General features: G+C 64.1%; 11 protein-coding genes. 3 read left to right on the top strand and 8 right to left on the bottom strand.

The genetic code is table 11. The features are described 5' to 3' along the window. Nucleotides 1-12: 12 nt before the first annotated feature. A complete protein-coding gene (cueR, locus tag V1479_RS04905; RefSeq protein WP_368801896.1) occupies nucleotides 13-417 on the bottom strand; it encodes a Cu(I)-responsive transcriptional regulator in 405 nt (134 codons plus the stop codon). Nucleotides 418-653: 236 nt separating this feature from the next. Between cueR and V1479_RS04900 the strand changes: the two genes are divergently transcribed. After that, nucleotides 654-1,268, top strand: a complete 615-nt coding sequence (locus V1479_RS04900) for a L,D-transpeptidase (protein ID WP_173187718.1) — start codon at nucleotides 654-656, stop codon at nucleotides 1,266-1,268. A 109-nt stretch (nucleotides 1,269-1,377) separates the two neighbouring features. Here the strand turns inward: V1479_RS04900 and V1479_RS04895 are convergent, their stop codons facing one another. From V1479_RS04895 to mutS, 7 genes are all read right to left on the bottom strand, one after another. Continuing rightward, nucleotides 1,378-1,959: a NifU family protein gene (locus V1479_RS04895; RefSeq protein WP_368801895.1), complete on the bottom strand. Its 582-nt coding sequence runs from the start codon at nucleotides 1,957-1,959 to the stop codon at nucleotides 1,378-1,380. Between the two features lie 120 nt (nucleotides 1,960-2,079). Continuing rightward, nucleotides 2,080-2,571 (bottom strand): universal stress protein, encoded by a 492-nt coding sequence (locus tag V1479_RS04890; protein WP_368801894.1) that lies wholly within the window; start codon nucleotides 2,569-2,571, stop codon nucleotides 2,080-2,082. 97 nt (nucleotides 2,572-2,668) lie between these two features. Further along, the gene (gene trpS / locus V1479_RS04885; protein WP_368801893.1) at nucleotides 2,669-3,736 is read right to left on the bottom strand and encodes a tryptophan--tRNA ligase; all 1,068 of its coding nucleotides are present in this window, start codon (nucleotides 3,734-3,736) and stop codon (nucleotides 2,669-2,671) included. 125 nt (nucleotides 3,737-3,861) lie between these two features. Further along, entirely contained in the window at nucleotides 3,862-5,463 is a 1,602-nt protein-coding gene (gene murJ, locus V1479_RS04880) for a murein biosynthesis integral membrane protein MurJ (RefSeq protein ID WP_368801892.1), read from the bottom strand. Between the two features lie 30 nt (nucleotides 5,464-5,493). After that, on the bottom strand, nucleotides 5,494-8,301 hold the full coding sequence (locus tag V1479_RS04875; protein ID WP_368801891.1) for a [protein-PII] uridylyltransferase: 2,808 nt from the start codon (nucleotides 8,299-8,301) through the stop codon (nucleotides 5,494-5,496). A gap of 71 nt (nucleotides 8,302-8,372) precedes the next feature. Continuing rightward, nucleotides 8,373-9,992, bottom strand: a complete 1,620-nt coding sequence (locus V1479_RS04870) for an EAL domain-containing protein (protein ID WP_368801890.1) — start codon at nucleotides 9,990-9,992, stop codon at nucleotides 8,373-8,375. A gap of 108 nt (nucleotides 9,993-10,100) precedes the next feature. Then, nucleotides 10,101-12,770, bottom strand: coding sequence for a DNA mismatch repair protein MutS (mutS, locus tag V1479_RS04865; protein WP_368802002.1), 2,670 nt, complete (start codon nucleotides 12,768-12,770; stop codon nucleotides 10,101-10,103). A 209-nt stretch (nucleotides 12,771-12,979) separates the two neighbouring features. On the opposite strand from mutS, the gene V1479_RS04860 reads away from it, so the two are divergent. Next, entirely contained in the window at nucleotides 12,980-15,265 is a 2,286-nt protein-coding gene (locus tag V1479_RS04860; RefSeq protein ID WP_368801889.1) for an NADP-dependent malic enzyme, read from the top strand. A gap of 78 nt (nucleotides 15,266-15,343) precedes the next feature. Then, on the top strand, nucleotides 15,344-16,426 hold the full coding sequence (locus tag V1479_RS04855) for an endonuclease/exonuclease/phosphatase family protein (protein ID WP_368801888.1): 1,083 nt from the start codon (nucleotides 15,344-15,346) through the stop codon (nucleotides 16,424-16,426). Nucleotides 16,427-16,438 lie beyond the last annotated feature (12 nt).

Raw genomic sequence — 16,438 nt, 5'->3', positions numbered from 1 at the left:
GGCATTGAACCGTCAGCCGCGTGTATCCTGCAATGCTCCCGCCATATCGTCGAGGATCGGGCAATCGGGCCGGTCGTCGCCGTGGCAGGCCGTGATCAGGCGGTTGAGCGTGCGGCGCATCGATTCCAGTTCGCGCATCTTCTCCTCGATCGCCGCGACATGCGCGATCGCGATCTCGCGCACGTCGTGGCTGGCGCGGCTTCGGTCCCTGTAGAGCGTCATGAGCTGCCGGCATTCATCGATCGAGAAGCCGAGGCCGCGGGCGCGCTTCAGGAAAGCCAGCCGATGCACGTCGTCGCCGGAATAGTCGCGATAGCCGTTTGCGGACCTGTCCGGCTTCAGCAAGCCGACATCCTCATAGTAACGGATGGTCTTGGCTGGAAGACCCGAGCGCCGGGCGGCTGCCGAAACGTTCATCTAACACCTCTCTTTAGCTATGCCCGCCCTCGAAAGGATGAGCAATGTGGGGCGCGTCTTCTTCACGAAGCCGTGAGAATGTTGCGCATTTACCATAGACCTGCAGTAAGCTGCGACGGGGTCGTTGCACATGGGCGTCGGAGACTTGGCAAACGCCGCTGGGTAAGCCAAACAGACCTTGGCAGAAATACGGCTCGAATCGGGCAACAAGCTGGCTGTGGGGGTTTGAGTATCATATGCGACTGAAGACGCTTTTCATCGTTGCGGCGCTTGGGGCTGCAACTGCGCTTGCGGGATGTAGCACCGGGGGCACGATCTTCACCTCGGAATACGGTGCCAAGAAAGACTCCGGCTACCAGCTTCCGCAGATTCCGATCAACAAGGTGCCGAGGCAGTACCACCGGCAGATTGTCAAGTACGACACCAGCGAGAAGCCCGGCACGATCATTGTCGATACCAGCGACAAGTTCCTCTATTTCGTGATGGGCGACGGCAAAGCGATGCGCTACGGCATCGGCGTCGGCCGCGAAGGCTTCGAGTGGAACGGCACGGCGCGCATCGCCATGAAGCGCGAGTGGCCGACCTGGACGCCGCCGGCAGCGATGATCGGTCGCCAGCCCGAGCTCGCCAAGTGGCGCGGCGGACAGCCGGGCGGTCTCAGCAACCCTCTGGGCGCGCGCGCGCTGTATCTCTTCAACAAGGGTGGCGACACCGGTTACCGGCTGCATGGCACGCCGGAATGGAATTCGATCGGCAAGGCGATGTCTTCCGGCTGCATCCGAATGATCAACCAGGACGTCATCGACCTCTACGAGCGCGCCGACGTAGGCGCGAAAGTGATCGTGAAATAAGGCGGACCGTCTAGGCAACACTGACGTCCCAATGCAGAAAACCGGGCGCAAGCCCGGTTTTTTGTTGTTCATCGACGGTCGCTCGGTTGAGCGAATTATCGGGCAGCGTTCAGGAAATCTGCTCGACCTGCTGCACTTCGGGCACGAAATGGCGCAACAGGTTCTGGATACCGTGCTTGAGCGTGGCGGTCGAAGACGGGCAGCCGGCGCAGGCACCCTTCATGTGAAGGAAGACCGTGCCGTTCTCGTATCCACGGAACGTGATATCGCCGCCGTCCTGTGCCACGGCCGGACGAACGCGGGTGTCGAGCAGCTCCTTGATCGTCAGGACGATCTCCTCGTCCTCCTTTTCGTAGAACTCCTCGCCAGCGCTTGCAGCGCGACCTTCCGCTGCCGCGTTCAACGAAGCCATGACCGGCTGGCCGGACATGAAATGTTCCATGATCGTGCCGAGGATAGCCGGCTTGAGGTGCTGCCAGTCATGCTCGTCGGACTTCGTGACGGTCACGAAATCGTAGCCGAAAAAGACGCCGACGACACCGGGCACGCCGAACAGGCGGCCTGCGAGTGCGGATGCGGCGGTCGCCGAATCGGCGTCGCGGAAATCCGCCGTGCCTTCCTCGAGCACGACCTTGCCCGGCAGGAACTTCAGCGTTGCGGGATTTGGCGTGGCTTCGGTCTGGATGAACATCAGCGTTCTCCGTTCATATAGTTTGGAATAATTCTAAATAGGCCTGCCAGCGCAGAACTGCAAGCGCCAATCGGCCTTCATATGGTGAGCGGTGCCCCGCCGCGCAATCTCTGGGAAGGCTCAGGCGAGGCTTTCGATATCCTCGTCGGAGAGATTCATCGGCACGACGGTGACCGGGATGGGGAATGCGGCACCCTTGCCGGCAACCGAGGCGACCAGCGGTCCCGGCCCCTCTTTCGCGCCACCGGCGGCCAGCACCAGGATTGCGATGTCCTGGTCGTCCTCGATCAGCTTGTGGATTTCTTCCGTCGGCGAGCCCTCGCGGATCACAAGCTCCGGTTCGATGCCGATCCGTTCGCGCACCTTCACTGCCTGGGCATCGAGCACGGCCGCGGCGGCCGAATTGGCCTCCTCACGCATGATCTGCTCGACGCCGAGCCAATGCTGGAAATCGCCAGGCTCGATGACATAGAGAAGCACGACAGAGCCGTTGGTCGCCTGCGCGCGGCGCGAGGCATAGGCGATAGCGCGCTCGGACTCCGGCGTTTCATCGGCGACCGCAAGGAATTTCCGCCGGTGACCGGCTTCACGGCTCAGACGTTTGGAAACCATCTAATCTCCCGACCCGGCACCCGCTGCCGACGGCGCAATCTGCCATCGGATGCGGCGGCGGGCAAGCCGTCGCATCCGGCCAAACCGACAGGCCTTGTCAGTCGTTGAGCAGGCCAATGATCTCGCGCACGCCCTTCATGGTGGCCTCCGCGATCACCTCGGCGCGTTCGGCGCCGTCCCGCAGCACCCCGTCGACATAGGTCGTGTCGGCCGAGATGCGGCGCATTTCGGCTGCGATCGGTGCGAGCCTGTCGACGGCCAGATCGGCAAGCGCCGGCTTGAAGGCGGAGAACTGCTGCCCGCCGAATTCGGCGATCACAGCCTCGCGGGTCTTGTCGGACAGCGCCGCATAGATGCCGACGAGGTTTTCGGCTTCCGGGCGTGCCTTCAGACCGGCAAGTTCGGACGGCAACGGCTCAGGATCGGTCTTGGCCTTCTTGATCTTCTTCGAGATGGCATCCGCGTCATCGGTCAGGTTGATGCGCGACAGATCCGACGGATCGGACTTCGACATCTTCTTGGAGCCGTCGCGCAGGCTCATCACGCGCGTGGCCGGCCCCTCGATCAGCGGTTCGGTCAGCGGGAAGAAGCCATTGACGGTTTCCTCGCCGACTTCCATCTCCACACCAAGGCCGAGATCACCGATCTTGGCGGAGAAGTCGTTGTTGAATTTGGCGGCGATGTCGCGCGTCAGCTCCAGATGCTGCTTCTGGTCGTCGCCAACAGGCACGTGCGTTGCGCGATAGACGAGAATGTCCGCGGCCATCAGGCTCGGATAGGCCAGAAGGCCTAGCGATGCGTTCTCGCGGTCCTTGCCGGCCTTATCCTTGAACTGGGTCATGCGGTTCATCCAGCCGATGCGGGCGACGCAATTGAAGACCCAGGCGAGCTCGGCGTGCTGCCGCACCCGGCTCTGGTTGAAGACGATATGCTTTGTCGGGTCGATGCCGGCCGCCAGGAAAGCCGCGGTGATCGAACGTGTCTGGCCGGGCAGGTCGTCATGGACGAGCTGCGCGGTGATCGAATGCAGGTCGACGACGCAATAGATGCAGTCGTGGCTTTCCTGCAGCGCGACGAATTTGCGGATCGCACCGAGATAGTTGCCGAGATGCAGGTTTCCGGTCGGCTGAACGCCGGAGAAGACAAGGGGCTTGAATTCGGACATTTCGTTTTCCTGGCTTGTGGAGGGCCGTCTGAGGTGAACCGGAAGACCGCCGGCTTCGCCCTTGAACCGCGTGGTTGCAATGCGAGACGCGCGCTTATGGCCGAGCGCGCCTCACGGATCAAGCCTCACACGGGGTCATTGTTCTGGTCGCCGCCCGAGGGTGTACCCTGCTTACGCTTCACGTTGCGGCGGATCATGCCCATATCGGCTCCGCCCAATCCGAAAACAGACGCGAAATAGAAAACCATGCCACCCGCAACGACGGCGGCGAGCGCTGCCGCCTGAATGTAGAACGGCGTTTCCGGCGCAAATTGCGGCTGCATGTAGCTGACGGCGAGGTGGATCGCACCACCCATGAGCGCGGAGGCGACCAGTATCCGGGGCGCGCGTTTCAAAAGCCCCGCATCGCTGCCCCAATGGCCGCGGCGGACGAGCACGGTGAAAAGAAGCGTCGCGTTGATCCAGCCGGCAACCGCCGAGGCGGTCGCAATGCCGGGCGCGCCCATGGACGGGAACAGCAGAAGCGCGACCGATATGTTCACCGCAACGGAAATGCCCGCGAAAATCATCGGGGTTCTGGTGTCTTCCCGCGCGAAATAGCCGGGCGTAAATGCCTTGATCAGCACGAATGCCGGCAGGCCGATGCCGAAGATCGCAAGCACCTCGGAAACGACAAGCGTATCTTCGGGCAGGAATGCGCCGCGTTCGTAGAGCACCCGAACGATCGGTTCGGCGATGGTGAACAGGGCAGCGGCCGCCGGCAGTGTCAGGAACAGGGTGAACTCGACTGAACGGTTCTGCAGGTTCGCGGCCTCGACGCGGTTGCCCGCCCGCAGAGCGCGCGCCAGCTCCGGCAAAAGAACCACACCAACGGCCACGCCGACGATGCCGAGCGGGAGCTGGTAGACCCGGTCTGCGAGGTTGAGCGAGGGAACCGCGCCGTCCTGCCCGGTGGCGATCGCCGTGCCCACAAGCGTGTTGATCTGCGTAATGCCGCCGGTGATGGCCGCGGGCAGGGCAAGCCACAAGAGACGTTTTACGTTGGGCGTGAGGCGCGGCCTGCGGAAGCCGATGGACACGCCCGCGCCGCGCACTGCGACGAAGACGATACCGAGCTGCACCACGCCGGCAGCCAGAACGCCCCAACCGAGCGCCAAGCCGACCTCGCGGCCGTCATAGCCGCCGTACCAGGCGACAACGAGGACGCCGACCAGAATGATGTTCAGGAATACCGGCGCGATCGCGGCCGCGAAGTAGCGATGTAGGGAATTGAGCATTCCCGCCATCATGGCGCCCAGCGACATGCAGATGAGGTAGGGGAACATGATCGCCGCCAGCTCGACCGTCAGCAGCAGCTTTTCGGGATCGTTCGCGAAGCCCGGCGCGATCGCGTAGCGGATGACGAAAGGCATCGCCAGTTCCATCGCGATGGTCAGAAGCAGCAATACGGTGAAGAGGACGCCGAAGACCTCCTCGGAGAATTTTTTGGCACCGGCAACGCCGTTCGCCTCTATCTCCTTGGCGAAGAGCGGCACGAAGGCGGCGTTGAACGCCCCCTCGGCGAACAGCCGCCTGAAGGTGTTCGGAAACTGGAATGCGGCATAGAAGGCTTCCGCCACCGGCCCGGTGCCTAGCGCCGCCGCCATCATCATTTCGCGGGCGAAGCCGAAGACGCGGCTCAGCATCGTGCCGGAGCCGACAGTGGCGAACTTCTTCACGAGGCTCATTCGATGGGGGTCCCGCCGGTCAACACAGCTTCACTCCGCCGCCGCTTTCGGCGTCGAACCGGTGCCGCGGCCATTGCCGTTGCGCGCGGTGTCGCTGCCGTCCATCACGGCGATCAGCCGCTTGCGGATGTTCTCCTGGCGCGTCGGATTCTCAATCTTCTGCCCCGTCAGGTCGGTGACGTAGAAGGTGTCGATGACCTTTTCGCCGAAGGTGGTGATGTGCGCCGACGCGATGTCCAGCGACAGATCGGATATGGCGCCGGTGATTTCCGAGAGCAGGCCGGGCCGGTCCAGTCCCTTGACCTCGACGACCGAGAAGCGGTTCGACAGGGTGTTGCGCACTTCCGCGCGTGGCTGCACCCGGAACGTCTTTGCCCCCCGCCGTGGCTTGGTGCGCTTCTCGATCATCTCCGGCAGCCAGCTCTTGCCGGACAGAACGTCCTCGATCAGCCGCCCCACCCGCTGAGCGCGCCGGCGCTCGTCCTCGTCCATGTCGAACTCTCGCGAGATCAGGATGGTGTCGAGCGCGCGGCCGTCTGCCGTGGTGAAAATCTGCGCGTCGACGATGTTGGCGCCCGCTGCCGCACATGCACCCGCGATTACCGAAAGCAGGCGCGGATGGTCCGGCGACAGCACGGTGATCTCGGTCACAGCCTCGAACTGGTGCGTGCGCACCATCGTCGCCAGCCGCCGCGAGGCCGCATCGGCCTCCCGGATGAAACCGGCATGGCGTACCTGGTCATCGAGATCGACCGTCAGCAGATAGTTGTCGTAGTGCAGGCCGAGATAGCGCTTGCGCTCCTTCTCGGGCCAGTCCGCAAGCGCATCTTCGAGTACGGCGCGGGCTTCCTGGGCACGCTTGGCGCGTGTGACCTCCGAGAAGCCGCCGGTCAGTTGCAGCTCGGTCTCGTAGTAGAGCGTGCGCAGGAGCTGCCCCTTCCAGCCGTTCCACACGCCGGGCCCGACGCCGCGGATGTCGCAGACGGTCAGCACCAGAAGAAGCTTCAGCCGCTCGACCGACTGCACGACGTCGGCGAAATCCTGGATCGTCTTGCGGTCGTTGAGGTCGCGGGTCTGCGCGGTCATCGACATGACGAGATGGTTCTCGATCAGCCAAGCGATGGTTTCGGTATCGGCTTTGGAAAAGCCCATATGCGGGCACAACCTGCGCGCAATGCGGGCGCCGGCTTCGGAGTGGTCCTCCGGCCGCCCCTTGGCGATGTCGTGGAACAGCACGGTGACATAAAGGATGTCTCGCAGAGGCTGCAGCGACGGCATCAGCGAATGCGACAGCGGATGCACGGCCTCGGCGTCACCATGCTCGATCTCGGCGAGAACACCCACGCAGCGGATCAGATGCTCGTCGACGGTGTAGTGGTGGTACATGTTGAACTGCATCATCGCCACGATCTTGTTGAAGTCGGGGATGAGCTTGCCGAGCAGGCCGGCCTCGTTCATGCGCCTGAGATTGAGCTCCGGGTTGCGGCCGGAGGTGAGCACATCCATGAACAGTCGGTTGGCTTCCTCGTTGCGCCGCAGGTTGCGGTCCGCGAGCTTGAGCGAGCGGGTCAAAAGTTTCAACGCGTCGGGGTGGAATTCGAGGCCGTGCTTGTCGGCCAGCCAGAACAGCCGCAGCAGATTGACCGGGTCGCGCTCGAATACCTGCTCGTCGGCGATGTTGATACGGTGATTGTCGACGATGAAGTCGCTGCTGCCGGCGAGCTTGCGCTTGCGCCGGGAGAAATTCAGGAAGATGCGGTTGAAGCCCGGCACATGCTTGGCCTGCTCCTCCTCGAGCGCCGCACAGAAGATGCGCGTCAGGTCGCCCACCGTCTTGGCGGTGAGGAAGTAGTGCTTCATGAACCGCTCGACGGCGGAAAGGCCCGGATGGCTAGTATAGCCAAGGCGCTCTGCAATCTCGCGCTGAATGTCGAAATGCAGTCGTTCCTCGGCGCGCCCGGTCAGGAAGTGCATGTGGCAGCGCACCGCCCAGAGGAAATCCTCCGCCTTGCGGAACTGCAGAAACTCCCTGCGCGTGAAAACGCCCTTGCCGACCAGCTCCTCGGCGGTCGGCACGCGGTAATAATATTTGCCGATCCAGAACAGGGTGTGCAGATCGCGCAGGCCACCCTTGCCTTCCTTGACGTTGGGCTCGACCAGATAGCGGCTTTCGCCGCCCTTGGCATGCCGCTCGTCTCGCTCGGCGAGCTTCGCTTGCACGTATTCGGCGCCCGTATCCTTGACGACTTCCGCGTCGAACCGGGTGACCAGCGTGTCGTAGATCGCCTCGTCGCCGCTGACGAAGCGCGCTTCCAGGATCGATGTGCGGATGGTGACGTCGGTGCGCGACAGGCGCATGCACTCGTCGAGATTACGGGTCGCGTGGCCCACCTTGAGGCCAAGGTCCCACAGCACGTAGAGGATGTATTCGACGATCTGCTCGCCCCAGGGCGTCTGCTTGTAGGGCAACACGAAAAGCAGGTCGATGTCGGAGCCCGGCGCGAGCGTTCCACGCCCGTATCCGCCGACCGCCACCACCGCCATGCGCTCGGCCGCCGAGGGATTGCGGGTATGGTAGACGTGATCGACGGCGAATGCATAAAGAGCGCGGATCACCTCGTCCATCAGGTGCGACAGCCGCGCTGCGCAGGCTGTTCCGCCGCCATCAGCCATCAGCATCGCTTCCGCGCGGGCGCGGGCTTCGGCGACGCGTTCCTTCAACAGACGGATCAGGGCAGGCCGCGCACCGGCGGCATCCTTGCCCGCCAGCGCAATCATCTCATCGAGCAGCGCGCGGCCGTCGATGATCTCGTCCAGTTTGAGAGGAACTTTCGCCATGCCCACCGGTCTTGCCGCAATCGCGCGGTCTATAGCGCGAAATTTGCGCCTTGTGTATGGCGCTGTTGCGGCTAGGCCGCGACGACACCCAGACCGGCCTTGCGTTTGCGCTCCGCCAACGAGACCGGCTGCGGGGTCATGAACGCCACGAACGCCGCGATGTCGAGCGGCCGCGAAATGAAATAGCCCTGCACGAAGTCGACACGCGCCTGCATGCCGCGCAGCAGCGCTAGCCTTTCGGCCGTCTCCACGCCTTCGACGACCATGACCCGACCGGTCGCCTCGATCATCTCCACGGCGTGGCGCAGCATCTTGGCCATCACCGTATTGTCGGGCGCCATTGCGAAGGCCCGGTCGAGCTTGACGCCGTCGACGGACAGGGCAGCCAGATTCTGCATGTTCGAATAGCCGGTGCCGAAGTCGTCGATATAGGTCTTGATGCCCAGCCGGCGCAGCGCTTCGATTTCCCGCTGGGCGTTCGGCGGTATCTCGTCGCTTTCGATGATCTCCAGCACCACATCGAAGCGATCCGGCTGCGACGTGAAGCCCGAGAAGATGCGCGCCAGGCTGTCGCTATCCAGATCGCAGGGGAAGATGTTGAAGTTGACCTGCAGCCGCTTGCCCGCAGGCAGGTGCTCGGAAAGCTCGTCACACGCGCGCTGGGCAACCAGTTCGGTGAAGCGCCGTGTCATGTCGTGACGTTCGATGACATTGAGGAAGCGATCGGGGAAGACAACGCGGTCGTCAATATCACGCCAGCGGGCGAGCACCTCGCAGCCCGTGATCTCGCCCGTGTCGAGTTCCATCACCGGCTGGTAGGCGCAGACGATGGATTTCCCATCGAGGTGGCGACGGAAACGCGCCTCGAACGACCAGTATCGCGCAATCAGCGCGCTTGTCTGCAAAGTAGCGAGCGTGGCGATAATCGCCGCCGCCAGTAGCGCCAGGGCGACAAGGCCCTTGTATTGCGCGAGAAGCGCACGCAGGTCACCCTCGACGACGACGCAATGCATGCCGCCTGCATCGCAGGAGATCACGCGCATCTTGCCGTCGGCGAGGCCACCGCCATCTGCAATCAATCGCGTGTAGATGCCCGGTCGACCGCTGCGATGCCACCAGTTCCCATCCTCGGCAACCAGCACCGCCTGCATCGACATCCAGTCGGGCCCTCGGAAGCCAGCCTCCTGCGGCGGAACGATGGCCGCGAAGGGCTCATTCAGCGCAATCGTTCCACGCTCGCCCGTAAGCCCCACGAAGCTGAGATCGCGATCGACCCACATCACGATTCCGCGCTCGCCCTGCCGGCCAATGTCCGGCTCTCCGAGATCCACCGCCCCGTCAAACGCAGCAACATTCGCAGAACAGCGCGCACGACCGCCGGGCGCATAAAGGAACTCGTTGAGACCGTCCGGCAGATAGGCGATGCGCCGCAATTGTTCCTGGAAAGCCGGAGAACAGGGTTCGGCGGTCAGGTTTGCGTGCATGACGTCGAAGGTGGAAAGCAGGTTTGTACGCAGCCGGACGAAATGATCCGCCGTGGAACGCGCTTCGTACGTCATCGACCTTCCGGCCTGATCCAGTGCGAACCAGCCGACAAGCGCCAGCACCGCCGCGAAGGCGACGAGCCAGACGATTAGCGAAATCACCCGCCGGTGCGCCGCCGATATGAAGACGCTGACAAACCTTGCCATTGAACGGCCCCCCATTCGCCCGTCACTAGGACATGAAAAGCTCAAGCGAGAGTTAATGGACAAGACGCCGCAACGTAAAGCTTGCATCGTTGCAGGAGGTGCGGCGCATCAACTGCGCGCGGCGAGTTCCTTGAGCCTGTACAGCGCCTCGAGGGCCTCGCGCGGCGTCATCTCGTCGGGGTGCAGGCTCTCCATCGCGTCGGCCAGTGCACCGCCACCCGCCGGCTTTGGAGCCTCGCGTTTTGCAGCAACCGAAAACAGCGGCAGATCGTCGACGAGGCGGGCCGCCTTGCCGGACGTTTCGCCTTCCTCCAGTTGTCGAAGCACCTCGCGAGCACGCTCAACCACAGAATCCGGCAGGCCGGCGAGGCGCGCGACCTGCACACCGTAGGACCGGTCGGCCGCGCCCATGCCAACCTCGTGCAGGAAGACGACGTCGCCTTCCCACTCCTTGACCCGCATCGTCACGTTATGCAGCCGGGAGAGCTTTTCGGCCAGCGCCGTCATTTCGTGGAAGTGGGTGGCGAAGATCGCGCGGCAGCGGTTCTTCTCGTGCAGATATTCGACCGCCGCCCAGGCGATGGACAGGCCATCGAACGTGGCCGTGCCGCGACCAATCTCGTCGAGAATGACCAGCGCGCGGTCGCCGGCCTGATTGAGGATCGCGGCCGTCTCTACCATCTCGACCATGAAGGTGGAGCGGCCGCGCGCCAGATCGTCCGAGGCGCCGACTCTGCTGAACAGCCGGTCCACGATCCCGATATGCGCCGCGGCCGCCGGAACGAAGAAGCCCATCTGCGCGAGGATCGCGATCAGCGCGTTCTGGCGCAGGAAGGTCGACTTGCCGCCCATGTTAGGGCCGGTCAGCAGCCATATCGCGCCGTGTTTCGCATCGCCCTCCGGCGACAGGTCGCAATCGTTGGCAACGAACGGATCTGCCAGTTGCCGGCGCAGTGCCTGCTCGACGACCGGATGGCGTCCGCCGTCGATGTGGAACGAAAGGCCATCGTCGACGACAGGCCGGCAGTAGTTTTCCGAAGCCGCCAGCACCGCCGCTGCGGCGGCCACGTCGATTTCGGAGAGTGCCGCGGCACCGGCGCGGATTGCCTCGGCGTGCGAGACCACTTCCTCCAGCATCGCGTCGAAGACCGCCAGCTCGATCTGCAGCGCCCGGTCGGCCGCGTTGGCGATCTTGGTTTCCAGCCCGGCGAGTTCGGTGGTGGTGAAGCGCATGGCGTTCGCCATCGTCTGGCGATGGATGAACCGCGCCTTCGCAGCATCCGTGCCGTTCATCACCTCCGCATGGTTGGCCGTCACCTCGATATAGTAGCCCAGCACGTTGTTGTGCCGGATCTTCAGCGAACGGATGCCGGTTTCCTCGGCAAGATCGCGCTCCATGCCCGCAATCACCCGGCGCGACTGGTCACGCAACGCGCGCATCTCGTCGAGTTCGGCATTGTAGCCGGCGCGCACGAAGCCGCCGTCGCGCCGCAGCAGCGGCAGTTCCTCGGCGAGCGCCCGGTCGAGATTGGACGAAAGATCGGCGGGCAGTGACGAGAGCGCGTCGCACGCGTTCTTCAGTCCGTCCGGCAGCATCGCCGCCGACACAGCCTCCAGCACCTGGCGGGCCGCTTTCAGTCCCGCGCGCAATGCGCCGAGGTCGCGCGGACCGCCGCGCCTGAGCGCCAGCCGCGACAGGGCACGCGGCATATCCGGCGCACCCTTGAGGACTGCCCGCAGCGCCTCGCAAAGCCGCGTCTCGGCGGACAGGAACGAAACACAATCCAGCCGCCGGTTGATCTCTGCGGGGTCGGTCAGCGGCGCGGTCAGCCTTTCGGCCAGAAGCCGCGCGCCGCCTCCCGTAACGGTACGGTCGATGGCTTTCAGCAGAGAGCCGTCGCGGTTGCCGGACAGCGTGCGCGTCAGTTCCAGATTGGCGCGCGTGGCCGCGTCGATGAAGAGGCTCGATCCGCTCTCCTCGCGTTCGGGTCGTGCCAGCGGCGGACGCTCCGAAATCTGCGTCTTTTCGACATAGGCTATCGCGCCGGAGATGGCCGCGAGCTCGGCGCGGGAAAACTGGCCGAAGCTCTCGGGCGTCGCCACGCCGTAAAAGCGCGCGATGCGGCCCGATGCGGCGGCCGAATCGAACAGGGCCGCCGGCTGCGGATTGGCCACACGGCCAAGCACGTCGAACACCGCGCGCAGTTCGGGATCGTGATAGATCGGGTCGGCAACGATCAATTCGCGCGGGTCGACGCGCAATATGTCCGCGAGCAGCCGGTCGGCCGCGCTTTCGGCCACCTTGAACGAACCTGTCGAGATGTCGATCCAGGCAAGCGCGTAGCTGTCTCCGTTGCCGGACGCGCTGCCGCCCTGCCCCTTCACGCGGCCGAGCGTCATCATGTAGTTGGCTTCCGAGGGCGCCAGAAGCTTTTCCTCGGTGATCGTGCCCGGCGTGACGAGCCGCACCACGTCGCGGCGCACCACCGACTTCGAACCGCGCTTCTTCGCCTCGGCAGGGTCTTCCACCTGCTCGCAGACCGCGACCCGATGGCCCTGCGCGATCAGCTTCTGCAGATAATCGTCCGCCGCGTGCACCGGCACGCCGCACATCGGGATGTCCTCGCCCTGGTGCTTGCCGCGCTTGGTCAGCGTGATGCCCAGCGCCCGGCTGGCGATCTCGGCATCCTGGAAGAACAGCTCGTAGAAGTCGCCCATCCGGTAGAACAGCAGCGAATCCTGGTTTGCCGCCTTGATCTCGATGAACTGCTCCATCATCGGTGTCGCGCCCGCCGTCGACAGGACGGGCGGTGTCGGCGCGGCGCCGGCGGTGCGGATGGGCGTTTCGTCGTTCAACGGCGGATTGCCTTCTGGAGGAAGCGGTTTTCCTGCTTGGCGATTCACGGCGGCCAAGTGTAGCCTTAATCGATGCGGCTCGGCAAAACTCCACAAGAACGAGCCACCCGGGGAAGGAAACAGACACCATCATGCCGTTGAAAGACAAGTCCACGGAGGGCGGCCCCTCCGTCAGCCCTCAGGAAGCGCTCGATTTCCACGCCTCGGGACGACCGGGCAAGCTCGAGATCAACCCGACCAAGCCGATGGCGACCCAGCGCGACCTGTCGCTGGCCTATTCGCCGGGCGTGGCCGTGCCGGTCAAGGCGATCGCGGAAGACCCGAGCCGGGCGTTCGACTACACGACGCGCGGCAACATGGTCGCGGTGATCTCCAACGGCACCGCCATTCTCGGCCTCGGCAATCTCGGCGCGCTCGCCTCCAAGCCGGTGATGGAAGGCAAGGCGGTGCTGTTCAAGCGCTTTGCCGACGTCGATTCGATCGATCTGGAGGTCGATACGCAGGACGTCGAGGAGTTCATCAACTGCGTGCGCTTCCTTGGCCCGTCCTTCGGCGGCATCAACCTGGAGGACATAAAGGCGCCGGACTGCTTCATCATCGAGCAGCGCCTGCGGGAAGTGATGGACATCCCGGTCTTCCATGACGACCAGCACGGCACGGCGATCATCGCGGCCGCCGGCCTCATCAACGCTCTGGAAATCACCGGACGCGACATGAAGACGGCGACGCTGGTGTGCAACGGGGCGGGCTCGGCCGGCATCGCCTGCGTCGAACTCGTCAAGTCGATGGGCTTTTCACCGCAGAACGTCATTCTCTGCGACACCAAGGGCGTGGTCTATCAGGGCCGCAAGGAAGGCATGAACCAGTGGAAGTCGGCGCATGCGGTCAAGACCGACAAGCGCACGCTTGCTGAGGCGATGGATGGCGCAGACATCGTCTTCGGCCTGTCGGCACAGGGCGCGTTCTCGAACGCCATGATCCAGTCGATGGCCAAGAACCCGATTATCTTCGCCATGGCCAATCCCGATCCCGAAATCACACCGGAGGAAGTCGCCGAGATTCGCACCGACGCCATCATGGCGACCGGCCGTTCGGACTATCCTAACCAGGTCAACAACGTGCTGGGCTTCCCGTACATCTTCCGCGGCGCGCTGGATGTGCGGGCAACCACCATCAACGACGAGATGAAGGTCGCGGCAGCGCAGGCGCTCGCGGCGCTCGCCCGCGAGGACGTGCCCGACGACGTCGCCGCGGCCTACCAGGGCAACCGGCCAAAATTCGGCGCCAACTACATCATCCCGGTGCCGTTCGATCCCCGCCTCATCTCGGCGATCCCAGCGGCCGTGGCCCGCGCGGCGATGGATTCGGGCGTGGCGCGGCGGCCGATCCTCGACATCGAGAAGTACAAGCAGGAGCTTTCGGCCCGCCGCGACCCGATAGCCTCGACGCTGCAACGCATCTACGATCGCGTGCGCCGCCAGCCCAAGCGTGTCGTCTTCGCCGAGGGCGAGGAAGAGCAGGTAATGCGCGCGGCAGTGTCATACGTGAACCAGAAGCTCGGCACGGCGATTCTCGTCGGACGCGACGACCAGATCCGGGAGACCGCCCGGCACGCGGGCGTCGACCTCGACCGGCCGGGCATCGAGATCATCAACGCGCGTCTGTCGCGCCGCAACGCGGTCTATGCCGACCATCTCTACGAGCGAATGCAGCGCAAGGGCTTCCTCTTCCGCGACTGCCAGCGGCTCATCAACAACGACCGCAACCACTTCGCCGCCTGCATGCTGGCGCTGGGCGATGCCGATGCGGTGGTGACCGGCGTGACGCGCAACTATTCGACGGCGCTCGAAGACATCCGCCGCGTGATCGACGCCAAACCGGGCCACCGCGTCATCGGCGCGTCGGTGGCGCTGTGCCGCGGCCGCACCGTAATCGTCGCCGATACCGCCGTCCATGACATGCCGGATTCCCTGGAGATCGCCGACATCGCCGAGGAAGCGGCCGGCTTCGCCAGGCGCATGGGCTACGAGCCACGTGTTGCGCTTCTGGCCTATTCCACCTTCGGCCATCCGCAAGGCGAGCGCTCGGCGCGCGTTCAGGAAGCGGTGCGCATCCTCGACAAGAGGCGCGTCGATTTCGAGTATGACGGCGAGATGGCCGCGGACGTGGCACTCAACCCGACCCTGATGCGGCAATATCCGTTCTGCCGGCTCTCCGGGCCTGCAAACGTGCTGGTCATGCCCGCATTCCACTCGGCATCCATCTCCACCAAGATGCTGCAGGAACTCGGCGGCTCGACCGTCATCGGCCCAATGCTGGTCGGCCTCAACAAGCCGGTCCAGATCGTATCGCTGAATGCCAAGGACTCCGATATCGTCAACATGGCGGCCATCTCCGCCTACAGTGCGGGGACGTAAGGCGGACGGAACCGAGGCTGCGATTTCGAGTTTCCACCTTGCCGCGATCAAGCGGGCGATGGGGATAAGGGTGACGACATGCTGATCGCAGCATCGGCCTTGACAGTATTTCTCGCTGTCTCGACGATATTGCCGTTTCTGCCGCTGGCGCACGGCATCGTCCGGGTGGGCGACTTTCCCCGCCAGCAATCGCTTGCGACGGCGCTGTTCGTCGTCGCGGCTTCCCTCCTGCTTGGCGCCGAAGGCGCCGCGTGGCGCGTTATCCAGATCGCTCTCCTCGCCGTCGCCCTCGTGCAGCTATGGTTCATCCTGCCCTTCACACCGATCTGGCGCCGGCAGTCCGCCGATTTCGACCCGGCCACGGACAAGGGCGAGGCACTGAAGCTTCTGGCCAGCAACGTGAAGATGTCGAACGACAGGTTCGGCGAACTGGAAAGCGAGATCCGAAAATGGGATCCCCACATCTTCGTGCTGATGGAGGTCGACCAGCGCTGGCGCGATGCCCTTTCGGAGCTTCTTTCAAGCTATCCGACGGTCGTGGACCAGACGCAGGACAACTCCTACGGCATGATCCTGGCGTCGAAATTCGCGCTATACGACACGGTCGTCGAATGCCTGCTGACGGACGGCGTGCCGTCCATCGTGACCACGGTGACCACGCCGGAGGGGCAGCGCTTTCGGCTTTATTCAATCCATCCGGAACCGCCGGTGCCACATCGCGGCACCGAGGGGCGCGACGGCGAAACCGCCCTGGTAGCGCTGAGGGTCAAGGACGAAACGCTGCCCGTGCTCGTGACGGGTGACCTCAATGACGTCGCCTGGTCGGGCACAACCGAACGCTTCCGCCGGATAAGCCGGCTTCTCGATCCACGTATCGGCCGCAAGGTTTTTTCCACCTTCGACGCGCGCTTCCCGCTCATTCGCTGGCCGCTCGACCATCTGTTTCACTCGGCCGAGTTCCGGTTGGAGGCCATGCACCGGCTGCCGGCCTGCGGGTCGGATCACTTCCCGGTGCTTTTCGAACTCGTCCTGTGTCCAGACGAAGACGCGGAATCGGAACCCGAACAGGCGAATGGCGACGATCTATCCCGCGCGCGCGAACTGGTAGGCGAAGCGAAGAAGCGCGACGAAGATGCGATCGGGACGGATTGGGAGGGTTGAGACAGCCCGACC

Origin of the sequence: Neoaquamicrobium sediminum (genome assembly GCF_040970315.1) — a bacterium.
Taxonomy (GTDB): domain Bacteria; phylum Pseudomonadota; class Alphaproteobacteria; order Rhizobiales; family Rhizobiaceae; genus Aerobium; species Aerobium sediminum.
Note: the sequence above shows the minus strand (reverse complement) of the source record. Positions and strands in the feature narration are given on the sequence as shown.

Excerpts from the sequence above, each read along its gene's own strand:
- cueR (WP_368801896.1), bottom strand. The coding sequence starts at position 417 with ATGAACGTTTCGGCAGCCGCCCGGCGCTCGGGTCTTCCAGCCAAGACC.
- V1479_RS04900 (WP_173187718.1), top strand. The coding sequence starts at position 654 with ATGCGACTGAAGACGCTTTTCATCGTTGCGGCGCTTGGGGCTGCAACT.
- V1479_RS04895 (WP_368801895.1), bottom strand. The coding sequence starts at position 1,959 with ATGTTCATCCAGACCGAAGCCACGCCAAATCCCGCAACGCTGAAGTTC.
- V1479_RS04890 (WP_368801894.1), bottom strand. The coding sequence starts at position 2,571 with ATGGTTTCCAAACGTCTGAGCCGTGAAGCCGGTCACCGGCGGAAATTC.
- trpS (WP_368801893.1), bottom strand. The coding sequence starts at position 3,736 with ATGTCCGAATTCAAGCCCCTTGTCTTCTCCGGCGTTCAGCCGACCGGA.
- murJ (WP_368801892.1), bottom strand. The coding sequence starts at position 5,463 with ATGAGCCTCGTGAAGAAGTTCGCCACTGTCGGCTCCGGCACGATGCTG.
- V1479_RS04875 (WP_368801891.1), bottom strand. The coding sequence starts at position 8,301 with ATGGCGAAAGTTCCTCTCAAACTGGACGAGATCATCGACGGCCGCGCG.
- V1479_RS04870 (WP_368801890.1), bottom strand. The coding sequence starts at position 9,992 with ATGGCAAGGTTTGTCAGCGTCTTCATATCGGCGGCGCACCGGCGGGTG.
- mutS (WP_368802002.1), bottom strand. The coding sequence starts at position 12,770 with ATGATGGAGCAGTTCATCGAGATCAAGGCGGCAAACCAGGATTCGCTG.
- V1479_RS04860 (WP_368801889.1), top strand. The coding sequence starts at position 12,980 with ATGCCGTTGAAAGACAAGTCCACGGAGGGCGGCCCCTCCGTCAGCCCT.
- V1479_RS04855 (WP_368801888.1), top strand. The coding sequence starts at position 15,344 with ATGCTGATCGCAGCATCGGCCTTGACAGTATTTCTCGCTGTCTCGACG.